This is a genomic window from Streptomyces viridochromogenes (assembly GCF_001270495.1).
In the GTDB taxonomy this organism is placed as follows: domain Bacteria; phylum Actinomycetota; class Actinomycetes; order Streptomycetales; family Streptomycetaceae; genus Streptomyces; species Streptomyces viridochromogenes_A.
This window is the reverse complement of record NZ_LGUR01000224.1, coordinates 1-13,655: the sequence shown is the minus strand read 5'-3', so window position 1 is coordinate 13,655 and position 13,655 is coordinate 1. Positions and strand designations below refer to the sequence as shown.

Here is a 13,655-nt window from a genome sequence, read left to right as displayed (position 1 = left end):
CGGCGACACACGCCGACGGGCGCCGACGCGTGCGCGACGTCGTCGTATCCGGGGGGAGAATCAGCACAGCCCACGGAAAGGACCGAACCAAGTGAGCCTCGCCGACAGCCAGCCCCGGCCGGACGGCCCGGTCAGGGGCCGCCCCCGCAGCGAGGCCGTGGAACGGGCCATCATGGAGGGCATCCTGAAGCTGCTGGAGGACGGCGTGCCGCTCGCGGAACTCTCCATCGAGCGCATCGCCCGTACCGCGGGCGTCGGCAAGGCCACCATCTACCGCCGCTGGAGCGGCAAGGAGGAACTCTTCGTCGACGTCGTGCGGGCCGCCGAACCCCCGGACCCCGAACTGCCCGGGACCTCGGTGCGCGACGATCTCGTGGCGCTGCTGGAGCAGTTGCGCCAGCGCGGTCTGATGACCCGTTCGTCGGTGCTCCTGCACAACGTCATCGCCCAGATGAAGAGCACACCGAAGATCTGGGACGCCTACCACGCGATCGTCGTCGAGCCGCGGCGCAGGAAACAGCACGCGATCCTGCGCCGCGGGCAGGAGAACGGCGAACTGCGCACGGACATCGAGGTCGACGTGATGAACGACATCATCTTCGGTCCGATGCTGGTGCGCGCGGTCATGCGCCCGGACACCGACCTCCCCGAGGGGCTGGCGGAGCAGATGGCCGACGCCGTGCTCGAAGGTCTACGGCCCGTCAGTTCACGCACCTCGTAGATCGCATGTGCGCGTTTCGTCACAGAGCGCGCTTTCCCTCGCCGTGACCGGAACTCCCGAAGGCGACTTGTACGTCCTCGCCCCCGTACGGCCGTCATCAGTACGGCAGGATCGGAGCCGATCATCCCCTAGGGTTTCTTTGGGCGCGGGGGGACGACGGTGTGCACGGCAGGTAGTGAGGCGACGGTATGGCGCAGCAGGCGTACGTGACGGAGACGGACAACGGCGGCTCGGGTCCCGAGCGTCGGGAATCCGGGCTTCGGCGCCTGACGAACCACCTGAAGGGCCTGTCGGCGGGCTGGCGCGGCGACCGGCGCATCTGGCGTCGCGGCATCGTGCTGGCCGCCCTCGCGGTGATCCTCGCCCTGGTGATGGGGCTGCACGCGAAGATCCCGAACGCGATCGGCAACCTCGGCAGTCTGGCCGAGACGTTCCTGCCCTGGCTGGGTCTGTGCGTCCCGGTGCTGGTCCTGCTGGCCCTGGTGCGGAAGTCCGCGACCGCGCTCGTCGCCGTGCTGCTCCCGGCGATCGTGTGGCTGAACCTCTTCGGCGGCCAGCTCAGCGACAAGACCGGCAGCGGCGGCGACCTGACGGTGGCCACGCACAACGTCAACGCCGACAACGCCGATCCGGCCGGCACCGCCAAGGACGTGGCCGCGTCCGGCGCGGACGTCGTGGCCCTGGAGGAGCTGACGACGGCGGCGGTCCCGACGTACGAGAAGGCGCTGGCGTCGACGTACCCGTACCACACGGTGCAGGGCACCGTCGGGCTGTGGAGCAAGTACCCGCTGAGCGGCGTCAAGCCCGTCGACATCAAGCTGGGCTGGACCCGCGCCATGCGGGCCGCGGTGGCCACGCCGTCCGGGCAGGTCGCGGTGTACGTCGCCCATCTGCCGTCGGTGCGGGTGAAGGTGGAGGCCGGGTTCACCGCGCGGCAGCGCGACAAGAGCGCCAACGCGCTGGGTGAGGCCATCGCCGACGAGCCGGTGCGGAAGGTCGTCCTGCTCGGCGACCTGAACGGCACCATGAACGACCGCGCCCTGCGCGCCGTCACCGCCCAGATGCGCTCCACGCAGGGTGCTTCGGGCAGCGGGATGGGGTTCAGCTGGCCGGCGTCGTTCCCGATGGCGCGGATCGACCAGATCATGGTGAAGGGCGTCGAGCCGATGAGCTCGTGGACGCTGCCGGAGACCGGAAGTGATCATCTGCCGGTGGCGGCGCGTGTGAAGGTCGACACATCCGCGTCCTGACCCGCTCTTGAAAACCCCTGGTCAGCACATGCCCAGCCACGGGTCGGCCGGTTCCGGACGGGTCCCGGCAACCTGATCGTCAGCTGCCGGAATACTGAGCCTGAGAGGCTTTGTTCCGTAACTGAACATACAAGTTCGGAACTCTGCTCTCGACCCCCTGAAAGGCACAGGCTCTTTTCATGCCCCTGGCCCTGCTCGCCCTGGCCGTCGGCGCCTTCGGCATAGGTACGACCGAGTTCGTGATGATGGGCCTCCTGCCCGAAGTCGCGAACGACCTGGACATCTCGATCCCCACCGCCGGGCACCTGGTCTCGGCGTATGCGCTGGGCGTCGTCATCGGCGCCCCGCTGCTGGCGGCGGTCACGGCCCGTATGCCGCGCCGCACGGTCCTGATCGGCCTCATGGCCCTGTTCGTCGCGGGCAACGCCCTGTCGGCCTTCGCCCCCGACTACCACTGGCTGGTGGCCGCCCGCTTCCTGAGCGGTCTGCCGCACGGCGCCTTCTTCGGCGTCGGCGCGGTCGTGGCGACGAACATGGTCGCGCCGGAGCGCAAGGCCCGCTCCGTGTCGCTGATGTTCCTGGGCCTGACGATGGCCAACGTCGCGGGCGTGCCGGTGGCCACGCTCATGGGGCAGAGCATGGGCTGGCGGGCGACCTTCCTCGGCGTGAGCGCGATCGGCCTGGCCGCGATGGCGGCGCTGGCGCTGCTCATCCCCCGCGGTGAGGCGCACGCCGCTCCGGCGGCCGGCCTGCGCGGCGAGCTGGCCGCGCTGCGCTCCCTGCCGGTGTGGCTGGCGCTCGGCACCACGGTCGCGGGCTTCGGCGCGCTCTTCGCCGCGTACAGCTACATCACGCCGATGCTGACCGACTCCGCCGGGTACGCCGACGCCAGCGTGACGCTGCTGCTGGCGCTGTTCGGCGTGGGCGCGACCGTCGGCAACCTGCTGGGCGGGCGGCTGGCGGACCACTCGATGCGCAGGACGCTGTTCGGGGGGCTGCTGTCGCTGGCCGCGGTGCTGGCCCTGTTCCCGGTCCTGATGTCAACGGCGTGGAGCGCGGCCCTGGCGGTGGCGCTGCTCGGCATGGCGGCGTTCGTGACCGGCTCGCCGCTCAACCTGATGGTGATGGAGAAGGCGTCGTCGGCTCCGTCCCTGGCCTCCTCCGCGAACCAGGCGGCCTTCAACCTCGCGAACGCCGGCGGCGCCTGGATCGGAGGGCTCGCCCTCGCGGCCGGCTTCGGTGTGACGTCTCCGGCGCTGGTCGGAGCGGCGTTGGCCGTGCTCGGGCTCGGGGTGGCGTCGGTCGCGTATGCGGTGGACCGGCGTCGGGTCGCTCCGCGAGTCGCTCCGCGGGGCGGGCGGGAGCGTGTGGTTGCGGGGCGGGTTCCGGAGCGGGCCGAGGCGGTTCGGTACTGAGCTGTCGGGGCAAGGGCGCGACCACGGATGTGCCGCGGTCTGTGGTCTGTCGACTGCTGCGCCGTTGTGGCTGGTCGCGCAGTTCCCCGCGCCCCAAGGGGGCCCAAGGGCCCCCTTGGGCCCCCTTGGGGGGTGCCGCCACAGGCCCTGTCGTTCACCTGTCGGTCGTGTCGGTGAGCTGTCGGTGGTTTGTCGGTGGGGGCTGACACCGTCGTCTCCATGACGCGAATCGACAAGAACCCGGGCGGTGCGAGCACGGCCGTCTCGGTACGGGGGTTGGTCAAGCACTACGGCGAGACCAAGGCGCTGGACGGGGTGGACCTGGATGTGCGGGAGGGCACCGTCATGGGGGTGCTCGGGCCGAACGGGGCCGGGAAGACCACCTTGGTGCGGATCCTGTCCACGCTGCTGGCACCGGACACCGGACAGGCCGTCGTCGCCGGATACGACGTCGTGCGGCAGCCTCGGCAGCTGCGGCGGGTGATCGGCCTCACCGGGCAGTACGCCTCCGTGGACGAGAAGCTTCCCGGGTGGGAGAACCTGTATCTGATCGGGAGGCTGCTCGATCTGCCCCGGAAGGACGCACGCGCGCGTGCCGATGAGCTGCTGGAGCGGTTCTCGCTGACCGAGGCGGCCAAGCGGCCCGCCTCGACCTACTCCGGCGGCATGCGGCGGCGGCTCGACCTGGCCGCCTCCATGATCGGCCGGCCCTCCGTCCTCTTCCTCGACGAACCGACCACCGGGCTGGACCCGCGCACCCGCAACGAGGTGTGGGACGAGGTCAAGGCCATGGTCGGCGACGGGGTGACCGTGCTGCTGACCACCCAGTACATGGAGGAGGCCGAACAGCTCGCCTCCGAGCTGACCGTGGTCGACCGGGGCAAGGTCATCGCGGGCGGCGGCATCGAGGAGCTCAAGGCCAAGGTCGGCGGGCGGACCCTGCGGATCCGGCCGGCCGACGCCCTCCAGCTGCGGCCTCTCGCCGGCTACCTCGACGAGCTCGGCATCACCGGCCTCGCGACCACCACCGTGGACACCGAGACCGGCACCCTGCTCGTCCCGGTGCTCAGCGACGAGCAGCTCACCGCCATCGTCGGCGCGGTCACCGCGCAGGGCATCACGCTCGCCTCCATCACCACCGAACTGCCCAGCCTGGACGAGGTGTTCCTGTCGCTCACCGGCCACCGCGCCAGTGCCCCGCAGGACTCCATGCCCGCCGACGCCCGCGAGGAGGTCGCCGTATGAGCGCCACCACCGTTTCCCCGGCCCCCACGGCCGTAACCGGCACCGACGACGCCCGCATCACCCTGCGCGCGCATCTTCGGCACACCGGCGCCCTCGTCCGCCGCAACCTGCTGTGGATCCGGCAGGACCCGGAGTCGATGGCCGACGCGCTGCTGATGCCGGTCATCTTCACCCTGCTGTTCGTGTTCGTGTTCGGCGGCTCGATCGGGCAGGCGCTGGGCGGCGGTCAGGACCAGTACGTGCAGTACGTGATCCCCGGCATGATCGCGATGATGAGCATGACGCTGTCCCAGGGCGTCGGCACCGGGTTCAGCCAGGACTTCAACTCCGGTGTCATGGACCGCTTCCGGTCCCTGCCGATCGGGCGCGGTTCGGTTCTCTTCGCGAAGATCTCGGTGGAGCTGCTGCGGATGCTGTTCGCGACCACCGTGCTGATGATCGTCTCCGTGGCGGTCGGGTTCGACATCACCAACTGGCCCGGTCTGTTCGCGACGGTGGCCCTGTCCACGGCGTTCGCGTCGTCGATCATGTGGGTGTTCCTCACCCTGGGCGTGATCATGAAGAGCGCGCAGTCCGTGCAGGCGATGGGCTTCCTGGTGCTGTTCCCGCTGCAGTTCGGCTCGTCGATCTTCGCGCCGACGACGTCGATGCCGGGCTGGCTTCAGGCGTTCACCGACTACAACCCGCTGTCCACGCTCGCGGACGCCGCGCGCGGCCTGATGGTGGGCGGGCCGGTCGCGCACGACCTGTGGGTGACGCTGGCCTGGTCGGTGGCCATCACGGCGGTCATGGCACCGGTCGCCATCCACAAGTTCCGTACGAAGAGCTGACCGGCTCGACGGCACGGGTCGGAGATGGCCCTCGGCCCGCGTCAGACCAGTGCGGCGGCCTCCTCGGGGGAGAGGCCGCCGCCCTCCGCGTGCGCCGACTCGTACGCCTCGTCGCCGAGTACGGCGCGCAGCTCCCGTGCGGCCCTGTCGCGCGTCTCGCGCTCGATGGCCGTCGGGACATGTCCGGACGGCAGCAGCGCGTCGCCGGCACCGACGCAGCGGGCGCCGTCGCGGGCGCGGCCGCCCTCGTCGACGTGGGCGAGGGCCAGGGCGGCGATGTGCAGGAACAGGGTGCGCATGCTGGGCGCGATGGCCAGGGACAGCGGGTCCGCGGCCTGCTCCAGGGCCCGGCGGGTCTTGCCCAGGCACTCCTCGTAGCACCCGTCGACGGCTTCCAGCCATGCCTCCGAGCCGAGAATGTAGGCGTCGAAGATGACGAAGCTGGCGACGGAGAACTCCTCGCGCAGCAGCCGGAGCTGCTCACGCGCCTCCGGGATGCGGCCGGTCATGCCGAGGTGGCCCGCGAGGAACATCCGGGCGGCCGGCATCGCCTCGTTGCGCGCGCCCTCTCTGCCGGCGATCACCTCGTGCAGCAGGCGTTCGCCGCGCTCGGACTCGCCCATCTCCATCAGCGCGCTGCCGAGGCGGGCGTTCAGGACCGACATCTGGGCGCGGGCGCCGAGCCGTTCGGCGTGCTCGATCGCCGCCTCGTAGTTGGCGGCGGCGGTCTCCCACTCGCCCTTGCGCTCGCATGCCTCGGCGCGCGCGGAGAGGGCCTCGGCGGTGCCCCACAGGTCCCCGAGGCGCCCGTAGATCTCCAGCGCCTCGTCGGCGTCACGGGTGGCGTCGCCCGCCCAGTCGCTGCGGTTGGCGAGCAGGTTGGCGCGCCAGTGCAGGGCCACGGCGAGTTCCCAGTCGTACCCGGGCGTTTCGCGGGACGTGCGGACGGTGGCGTCGATGACCTCCCGCAGCCGCTCCATGTCCCCGGTCAGCATGACGGCGAAGAACCAGAGGGAGCCGGGGGGACGGCAGGTCTGCGGCATGCCGGGCTCGTAGGTGGCGGCGATGGCGCGCAGTTTGGCCTGCGCCTTTGGGGTCTGCCAGGCGTCCAGCTCGGTGTCCATGCAGGCGAGATGGACGAGATGGATACCGCGCCGGGCCTCGTCGAGAACCTCTCCCGTCCACGGGGGCGGGGCGTCCGTGCACCGCTCCCACACCGGCCGCGCTCGACGGGCCGGCTCGGAGAACGGGTCGGGGCCGAGGGCCTGCACCTCGCGGGACCAGGTGCGGGCCTCGATGCGCAGGTCGCGCATCTGCCAGTACCAGGAGAGCGACAGGATGAGGCACAGCCCCTCCTGCTCGTCACGGTCGGTGACGGCACGGCGCAGGGCGACCCTCAGGTTCTCGTACTCGCGCTCCAGCCGCTCGATGGCGGCGAGCTGGCGGGGGCCGCGCAGCAACGGGTCGGTGGTGCGGGCGAGTTCGCGGTAGTACGTCAGGTGCGCGCGCTCGGCCTCGGCGCGCCGTCCCGTCTCGTCGAGTCGCTCGGCGGCGTACTCGGCGACGGTCTCCAGGAGCCGGTAGCGCATCGCGCCGTCCGCCGAGGGCGCGGCCACGACCAGGGACTTGTCGACGAGCGAGCCGAGCGTGTCGAGGGCAGCGGGCCCGCAGACCTCCTCGGCGGCGGGCAGGTCACAGCCGCCCGCGAAGACGGACAGCCGCCGCAGCACGTCCCGTTCGTCCTCGTCCAGCAGCTCCCAGGACCAGTCGACGACCGCCCGGAGGGTCTGCTGACGGGGCCGTACGGTACGGCTGCCGGAGGTCAGCAGGCGGAAGCGGTCGTCGAGCCGGTCGGCGATCTGGCGCGGCGTCAGCATACGGAGCCGGGCGGCGGCGAGCTCGATGGCGAGGGGAAGGCCGTCCAGGCGGCGGCAGATCTCGACGCAGGCCGCCGCGGTCGCGTCGTCGGCGTCGACGCGGAAGCCGGGTCTGGCGGCCGCGCCCCGGTCGGCGAGCAGCCGCAGCGCGACCGGCTCGGGCAGCGGCTCGACGGGCCGCAGCAACTCCCCCGGTACGCCGAGGGGTTCACGGCTGGTGGCCACGACCGTCAGTTCCGGGCAGCGCTCCAGCAGCTCCGCCACGAGGCGGGCGGCGGCCTCGACGACATGCTCGCAGTTGTCGAGGATCAGCAGCATCCGACGCTTGCCGCAGTGCTCGGCGAGCCGCTCGACGGGGTCGTCGGGGCGCTCCGCTCCGGCGCGCATGGCCTCGGCCCCGGCGCCGTACAGCACGGTCTCGCGGGCGCCGACCGCCGTGAGGACGGCCTCGGGTACGGCTGCGGGGTCGTCGACCGGCGCGAGCTCGACCAGCCACACCCCGTCCGGCGCGCCGTCCCGCACGCTCTCGGCGGCCTCCTGCGACAGCCGCGTCTTCCCGGCTCCGCCGGGGCCGAGCAGGGTGACGAGCCGGGCCCCGGCGAGGTCGCCGCGGATGGTCTCGATGTCGGCTTCGCGGCCGACGAAGGAGGTGAGGCGGGCGCGGAGGTTGCCGGGGGGCGGGTGCGGGGTGGCGGGCGGAACGACGGCGTCCGGGTGGGCGGCGAGGGGCTGGGTGGGGCGGATGACGGTGCGGCGGGTGTGCGACGCGTCGGGCGTGGCCGGGGTCGTGGGGCGAGCGTCGGCATCGCTGGGAGCGCCCGGTCCGGTCACCGCGCGGAACGCGCCTGGGCCGGCACTGCCGGAGGTCGAGCGCGCCGCCTCCGGGCCGGTGTCGTCGGCACCGACGGGAGAACGGGTGGCATGCCCGTCGCGGGCGGGACCACTGGGCGCCCGGGAGCTGCCGACCCCGTGCCCGCCCTCCGCCGGCCGGAGCAACTCCGCGTGCAGCGACCGCAGTTCCGGCCCCGGATCCGAGCCGAGCCGGTCCGCCAGGAGTCGTCGTACGTCCTCGTAGGCGGCCAGGGCCTCCGCCGTGCGGCCCGCGTCGCGCAGGGCGCGCAGGCGCAGCGCCTGGAGGGGTTCGTCCAGGGGGTGGCTGTCGCACAGGGCGGTCAGCTCGGGCAGGGACTGCTCGGCGTGCCCGAGGGCGAGGGCGGCGGTGTGGCGGGCGCGCAGGGCGTCGAGGCGCCGGGCCTCCTGGCGGGACGCCTCGGCGGTGCGGTCGGGGAGGTCGGCGAGGGCGGGGCCGTGCCAGAGCGCGAGGGCGTCGTCGAGGGCGACGGCGGCCTTGTCGGGGTCGCCGTCGGCCAACGCGCGCGTGCCCTCGCCGACGAGCCGCTCGAACCGGTGCAGGTCGATGTCGTCGGGCAGGGCGGCGAGGCGGTATCCGCCGTCCGCCGAGACGACCGCGTCCGCCCCGAGCGCCCGCCGCAACCGGCCGACGAGCGCCTGCAACGCGCCCGTGGCGTCGGCGGGCGGCCCGGCCGCCCACACCTCGTCGACCAGCATGCTCGCCGGCACGGTCCGGCCGCCCCGCAACGCGAGCACGGTCAGAAGGGCACGCAGACGTGCCCCGCCGAGCGGAACGGTGCTGCCGTCGGGGCGTACTGCCTGGGTGGTGCCGAGGATGCGATAGCGCACGGGGTCCATTGTCTCCGGTCGGTTCGGCGAGGGGCGCGGGGTTGGGGTGGGAGGCGGGTCGGCGGGAAGCGGGCCGGTCCGCCCGGGCGGCAAAGCGCACCTCCACCCGGCCCCGCACCCCTGGGGACAGGCTCTAGGGGCGTTCCGGCCCGGCTGCCGGGGCCCTGCTGAGGATCTCCAGTACGGCCGCCAGGGTCTCGGGCGGCAGGCCCTCGGTCTCGGCGCCCGGTGCCGCGCCCTCGTGGGGGATGCCGCGGTTCTCCCGGAGGGCGTACGACAGCAAGGAGTCCGTGTCCGGCACCTCCAGCGTCACGAGGACGCCGGCGTCGGCCTTCGCGAACCACTTCGGGCACTCCCGTACCGACCGCAGCGACCGCTCCCCCACGACCGGCTCCCAGGTGCCGGAACCCGGCACCGGCTCGGCGAAGCCCTGTGTGACGACCTGGATCGCGCGTACCCGGCCCCGGGCGGCGGGCAGGTCGGCGCCGGTGTGGGACTCGGCCGTGAGCAGGCCGACCGCGTGAATCCGGTCGCCGGGAGGCACCTCGCCCAGGTCCTCCGCCGGGACGACGTCGACCGGGTCCTCCTGCAACGCGACCGTCAGCCCCGTCTCCCCGCGGACCACGCGGGTCGCGCCCGCCGTGCCCGGTACGTCCTCCACCGGACCGGCGATCCTGGTGAGCTGGTCGTGCCAGCCGCCGCCCAGGACCTCGTCGGCGTCACTGAGCAGCAGCGGCCAGCTCACCTCGTCCCCCAGTCGGAACGGTGTACCGCAGCACTCCATCTGCCAGTCCTCGTAGAACACATGCCAAAGCCCCATGCCCCCACCCTCTCCGGAACCACCGGCCCACCGCGAGACGTTTTCCCCGTGCGCCCGGTACGGTCGGGCAGGCCCGTCCCCGTCCTCCCGTCCCCCAGGAGCCCGCCCTCATGACCACCGCTCTCAGCCGCCGCAGCGACCGGCGGATCAGCCCCGTCTTCCTGGGGATCCTGGCCGTCACGACCGTGACGGGCTGGGCCACCTGGACCGGGTTCGCCGAGCAGCCGGGCCTGGCCGTCTTCCTGTTCGTGACGGCCGCCTGGATCGTGTCCCTGTGCCTGCACGAGTACGCACACGCGCGTACCGCCCTGCACAGCGGCGACATCTCGGTCGGCGCGAAGGGCTACCTGACGCTCAACCCGCTGAAGTACACGCACGCGCTGCTCAGCATCGTGCTCCCGGTCATCTTCGTGATCATGGGCGGCATCGGTCTGCCCGGCGGTGCCGTCTTCATCGAGCACGGGCGGATCCGCGGGCGCTGGCGGCACAGTCTGATCTCGGCCGCGGGGCCGCTGACCAATGTGCTGTTCGCCGTCGTGTGCACCGCCCCGTTCTGGCTGGACGCCCTGGACGGCGTCCCCCCGCACTTCCGGTTCGCGCTCGCCTTCCTCGCCCTGCTCCAGGTCACGGCGGCGATCCTGAACTTCCTGCCGATCCCGGGCCTGGACGGCTACGGCGTGATCGAGCCCTGGCTGTCGCAGAGCGTCAAGCGCCAGGTGGAGCCGTTCGCCCCGTTCGGCCTGCTGCTCGTGTTCGCGCTGCTCATGCTCTCCGCGGTGAACCAGGAGTTCTTCCGGCTGATCTACACGGTGCTGGACAACCTGGGCGTCCACGGCCTGGACCGCTACTGCGGCGAAAGCCTCTACCGCTTCTGGCAGGACACCAGCGAGTACTGCGCGATCAGCCCGTGACGGAGCCCCGTCGCTCGTCCTTGGCGCGCTTGACGTAGTACCAGGCCATGTTCGAGGACAGCCCGGCCAGCAGCACCCACACGATCCCGAGCAGGCTGCCCTGCGCGAAGGAGATCACGGCCGCGGCCACGGCCAGCAGACAGACGATCAGGGCGTAGACACCAAGGCGGGGCATTTCGGTCGGCTCCTTCGGGGGACACTGCTACGGCGACCAGTGTCCCCCATCCCTCAGACGTCCGTGACGCGCAGCCCCGCGTGTGCCTTGTAGCGCCGGTTCACCGAGATCAGGTTCGCGACCAGCGACTCCACCTGGTGGGCGTTGCGCAGCCGCCCCGCGAAGACGCCGCGCATGCCGGGAATGCGGCCCGCCAGTGCCTGGACGATCTCGACATCGGCGCGAACCTCGCCCAGCACCATGACGTCCGTGTCGATCTCGTCGATCTCCGGGTCCTGGAGCAGGACCGCCGACAGATGGTGGAAGGCCGCCGTCACCCGCGAGTCCGGCAGCAGGGCGGCGGCCTGCTCGGCGGCGCTGCCCTCCTCCGGCTTCAGCGCGTAGGCACCCTTCTTGTCGAAGCCGAGCGGATTGACGCAGTCGACGACCAGCTTGCCCGCCAGCTCCTCGCGCAGCGCTTCGAGGGTCTTGCCGTGGCCCTCCCACGGCACGGCGACGATCACGAGGTCGCTGCGCCGCGCGCACTCGGCGTTGTCGGCGCCCTCGACGCCGTACCCGAGTTCGTCGGCGGCGGACCGGGCGCGGTCGGCGGCCCGCGAACCGATGATCACCTTCTGCCCGGCCTTGGCGAGCCGGTAGGCGAGGCCCTTGCCCTGCGGCCCGGTCCCACCGAGCACGCCGACGACGAGCCCGGAGACGTCGGGAAGGTCCCAGGGGTCCTTGGCCGGGGCCTTCGCGGGGGTCCCGGCGGGCTGCTGTGCACTGTCGGTAGAGGTCATGGGCCGACCTTACGTCGGCCGACCGCACGCCTCCCCGGCCCTCCCCCACCGCTCAGGTGAGGTCCGTCACGGGCACCCGCCGGCAGGTGATGGTCTCGTACGCGCCGAAGTCGCCGGTCTCGTAGAGGAGTCCGACCGTCGCGTCGTCGATCCGTACGAGATCCGAGTACGCGGCGGGCAGCCCGTCCACGGTGTGCGCGGAACGCCAGGTGACGCCGTCGTCGGTGGAGGCGCGGATGGTCATCAGGGCGCGGACGGCCGGGTCGGCGGGACCGGAGAAGAGCAGGACGTCGGGGTCGCGGAGCTGCAGGACGCTGCCCTCGCAGATCGGGGCGGACAGGCCGGCCTGCGGGCGGAAGGGCTTCACCAGGGTCGTGCCGCCGTCCGCGGAGTAGGCGTCGGCGCGGTTGCCGGGGGACGGGGAGTCGTTGCGGGTGTTGAAGTACACGCGGCCGTCGGGGAGTTCGGCGGCGGTGGTCTCGTTGACGTTGATGTAGCCGTTGGTGTTCTCGTCGAGGTAGCCGATGCGCCAGGTGGCCCCCCGGTCGTCGCTGAGGAGACAGTGCCCGCTGTTGTACTTGGCCTCGTTGCCGACGTCGGCGCCGGTGGGCGGGATCGTGTGGTTGGCGGGAACGACGACCCGGCCGGTGCTCAGCTGGATCGCGTGGCCGGGCGTGGTGGCGTACCAGCGCCACCCAGGCCGCTTCACCTGCGCGGTGATCTCCTTCGGGCTCGACCAGGTGACACCGTCGTCATCGCTGTGGCGCACCCAGATCCGGCGGCCGTCGGCGTCGCTCACCTCGCCGCGCAGGATGGCGGCCTCGGTGGCGTCGGCGTGGTTGCGGATGTGGACGAGCAGGATGCGGCCGGTGTCGAGGACGACGGGTGCGGGGTTGCCGGCGAGGTGCCTGCCGTTGTCGGCGGCCACCGTGAGCGGGCCCCAGGTACGGCCGCCGTCCGTCGACCGCTTCAGCACGATGTCGATGTGCCCGGCGTCGTTGGCGGACCCGACCCGGCCCTCGCAGAACGCGAGGAGCGTGCCCCCGGCGGTGACGACGACGGCCGGGATGCGAAAGCTCGCGTAGCCCTCGCGGCCGGCGCGGAAGGGGACGCTGGTCTCGGTCATGAGGGCTCCTGGACGGTTGTACGGTTCGACGGATCCCCTCTGCCCGGGTTGGGCGAATTCGTGGTGAACTCCGGGTCACGAGTGGTGGATTAGGGCAGGATGCGGTCGCATGGACGCCGTACGTGTCGCGTTGCTGCGCGAAGTACTCGCCGGAACCGAGTGGTTGGGAGCCACCCGGCGGTTCGCGGGGGCGCTGCGGGCGTCGGCGGTGGCGCACGGGGGCGGGCTGCTGCTCGTCGGCACGCCGCACTACGAGCCGTGGCATCTGGCGGCCCACCTGGTGGACGAGGCCGCGTGGTCGGGGACCCCGGAGCTGGCCCCGACTCTCGTACGGCATGACCCGCGGGCCTCCGATCCGGCGCATCTGGCGGTCGGTCTGGGGCGGTTGACTGCGGCACGGCGCGGGGAGACGCTGCTGGTGGTGGCGCCGGACGAGCCCGGGGCCCCGCTCCTGGAACGGGTGCACGACGTCCGGCGGTCCGGGGCGACGGTGCTGGCGCTCGGCACCGGCGACGGGGAGCTGACGACCATGGCGCACGAGACGCTCGCCGTGCCGCAGGGCGCGGAGCTGGACCTGGACACCGTGCAGCATCTGGTGAGCGCGGCCGCCGGCGAGAACGCGACGCCCTCCGGGAGGAGGCGCCGAGGGTTCCGGGAACGCTTGTCGCGGCTGGCGGACTCACTGACGGCACCGCCGCCCGCCGGCTGGTGAGCGCGCGCGACTGCCCACGTCCACGAAATCCGCTTGCCTCCGCCACCAGCCCCCCCCGCGCATGACCCCTCGTGACGGACGACGCCCCCGCTC

11 protein-coding genes and 1 pseudogene are annotated in these 13,655 nt (G+C 72.4%); 7 read left to right on the top strand and 5 right to left on the bottom strand.

The window, feature by feature from the left end; translation table 11 throughout:
- The first annotated feature begins 91 nt into the window (after positions 1 to 91).
- From ADK36_RS31980 to ADK36_RS31960, 5 genes are all read left to right on the top strand, one after another.
- A complete protein-coding gene (locus ADK36_RS31980) occupies positions 92 to 721 on the top strand; it encodes a TetR/AcrR family transcriptional regulator (RefSeq protein ID WP_048584765.1) in 630 nt (209 codons plus the stop codon).
- A gap of 188 nt (positions 722 to 909) precedes the next feature.
- Positions 910 to 1,971, top strand: a complete 1,062-nt coding sequence (locus ADK36_RS31975) for an endonuclease/exonuclease/phosphatase family protein (RefSeq protein WP_048584764.1) — start codon at positions 910 to 912, stop codon at positions 1,969 to 1,971.
- Positions 1,972 to 2,150: 179 nt separating this feature from the next.
- Positions 2,151 to 3,386, top strand: a complete 1,236-nt coding sequence (locus tag ADK36_RS31970) for an MFS transporter (RefSeq protein ID WP_053200001.1) — start codon at positions 2,151 to 2,153, stop codon at positions 3,384 to 3,386.
- A 219-nt stretch (positions 3,387 to 3,605) separates the two neighbouring features.
- A complete protein-coding gene (locus ADK36_RS31965) occupies positions 3,606 to 4,631 on the top strand; it encodes an ATP-binding cassette domain-containing protein (RefSeq protein ID WP_048584822.1) in 1,026 nt (341 codons plus the stop codon).
- Entirely contained in the window at positions 4,628 to 5,461 is an 834-nt protein-coding gene (locus tag ADK36_RS31960; RefSeq protein ID WP_048584762.1) for an ABC transporter permease, read from the top strand. Before ADK36_RS31965 ends, ADK36_RS31960 begins: the two co-directional genes overlap by 4 nt.
- Before the next feature lie 41 nt (positions 5,462 to 5,502).
- Here the strand turns inward: ADK36_RS31960 and ADK36_RS31955 are convergent, their stop codons facing one another.
- A complete protein-coding gene (locus ADK36_RS31955) occupies positions 5,503 to 9,048 on the bottom strand; it encodes an AfsR/SARP family transcriptional regulator (protein WP_053199999.1) in 3,546 nt (1,181 codons plus the stop codon).
- Positions 9,049 to 9,172: 124 nt separating this feature from the next.
- Positions 9,173 to 9,859, bottom strand: coding sequence for a DUF6578 domain-containing protein (locus ADK36_RS31950; protein ID WP_048587501.1), 687 nt, complete (start codon positions 9,857 to 9,859; stop codon positions 9,173 to 9,175).
- A gap of 110 nt (positions 9,860 to 9,969) precedes the next feature.
- Between ADK36_RS31950 and ADK36_RS31945 the strand changes: the two genes are divergently transcribed.
- Positions 9,970 to 10,770: a site-2 protease family protein gene (locus tag ADK36_RS31945; RefSeq protein ID WP_048587500.1), complete on the top strand. Its 801-nt coding sequence runs from the start codon at positions 9,970 to 9,972 to the stop codon at positions 10,768 to 10,770.
- Here the strand turns inward: ADK36_RS31945 and ADK36_RS31940 are convergent.
- From ADK36_RS31940 to ADK36_RS31930, 3 genes and pseudogenes are all read right to left on the bottom strand, one after another.
- Positions 10,760 to 10,995: pseudogene (locus ADK36_RS31940) on the bottom strand (hypothetical protein). The gene ADK36_RS31945 and the pseudogene ADK36_RS31940 overlap by 11 nt on opposite strands.
- Before the next feature lie 3 nt (positions 10,996 to 10,998).
- On the bottom strand, positions 10,999 to 11,724 hold the full coding sequence (gene npdG / locus ADK36_RS31935; RefSeq protein ID WP_048587498.1) for an NADPH-dependent F420 reductase: 726 nt from the start codon (positions 11,722 to 11,724) through the stop codon (positions 10,999 to 11,001).
- Between the two features lie 52 nt (positions 11,725 to 11,776).
- Positions 11,777 to 12,850, bottom strand: a complete 1,074-nt coding sequence (locus ADK36_RS31930; RefSeq protein ID WP_053199998.1) for a sialidase family protein — start codon at positions 12,848 to 12,850, stop codon at positions 11,777 to 11,779.
- Between the two features lie 109 nt (positions 12,851 to 12,959).
- On the opposite strand from ADK36_RS31930, the gene ADK36_RS31925 reads away from it, so the two are divergent.
- Positions 12,960 to 13,562: a hypothetical protein gene (locus tag ADK36_RS31925; RefSeq protein WP_053199996.1), complete on the top strand. Its 603-nt coding sequence runs from the start codon at positions 12,960 to 12,962 to the stop codon at positions 13,560 to 13,562.
- The last annotated feature ends 93 nt before the right edge of the window (positions 13,563 to 13,655 follow it).

Coding starts and splice junctions, on each gene's coding strand:
- ADK36_RS31945 (WP_048587500.1), top strand. CDS start 9,970: ATGACCACCGCTCTCAGCCGCCGCAGCGACCGGCGGATCAGCCCCGTC.
- npdG (WP_048587498.1), bottom strand. CDS start 11,724: ATGACCTCTACCGACAGTGCACAGCAGCCCGCCGGGACCCCCGCGAAG.
- ADK36_RS31960 (WP_048584762.1), top strand. CDS start 4,628: ATGAGCGCCACCACCGTTTCCCCGGCCCCCACGGCCGTAACCGGCACC.
- ADK36_RS31930 (WP_053199998.1), bottom strand. CDS start 12,850: ATGACCGAGACCAGCGTCCCCTTCCGCGCCGGCCGCGAGGGCTACGCG.
- ADK36_RS31970 (WP_053200001.1), top strand. CDS start 2,151: ATGCCCCTGGCCCTGCTCGCCCTGGCCGTCGGCGCCTTCGGCATAGGT.
- ADK36_RS31965 (WP_048584822.1), top strand. CDS start 3,606: ATGACGCGAATCGACAAGAACCCGGGCGGTGCGAGCACGGCCGTCTCG.
- ADK36_RS31925 (WP_053199996.1), top strand. CDS start 12,960: ATGGACGCCGTACGTGTCGCGTTGCTGCGCGAAGTACTCGCCGGAACC.
- ADK36_RS31955 (WP_053199999.1), bottom strand. CDS start 9,048: ATGGACCCCGTGCGCTATCGCATCCTCGGCACCACCCAGGCAGTACGC.
- ADK36_RS31950 (WP_048587501.1), bottom strand. CDS start 9,859: ATGGGGCTTTGGCATGTGTTCTACGAGGACTGGCAGATGGAGTGCTGC.
- ADK36_RS31975 (WP_048584764.1), top strand. CDS start 910: ATGGCGCAGCAGGCGTACGTGACGGAGACGGACAACGGCGGCTCGGGT.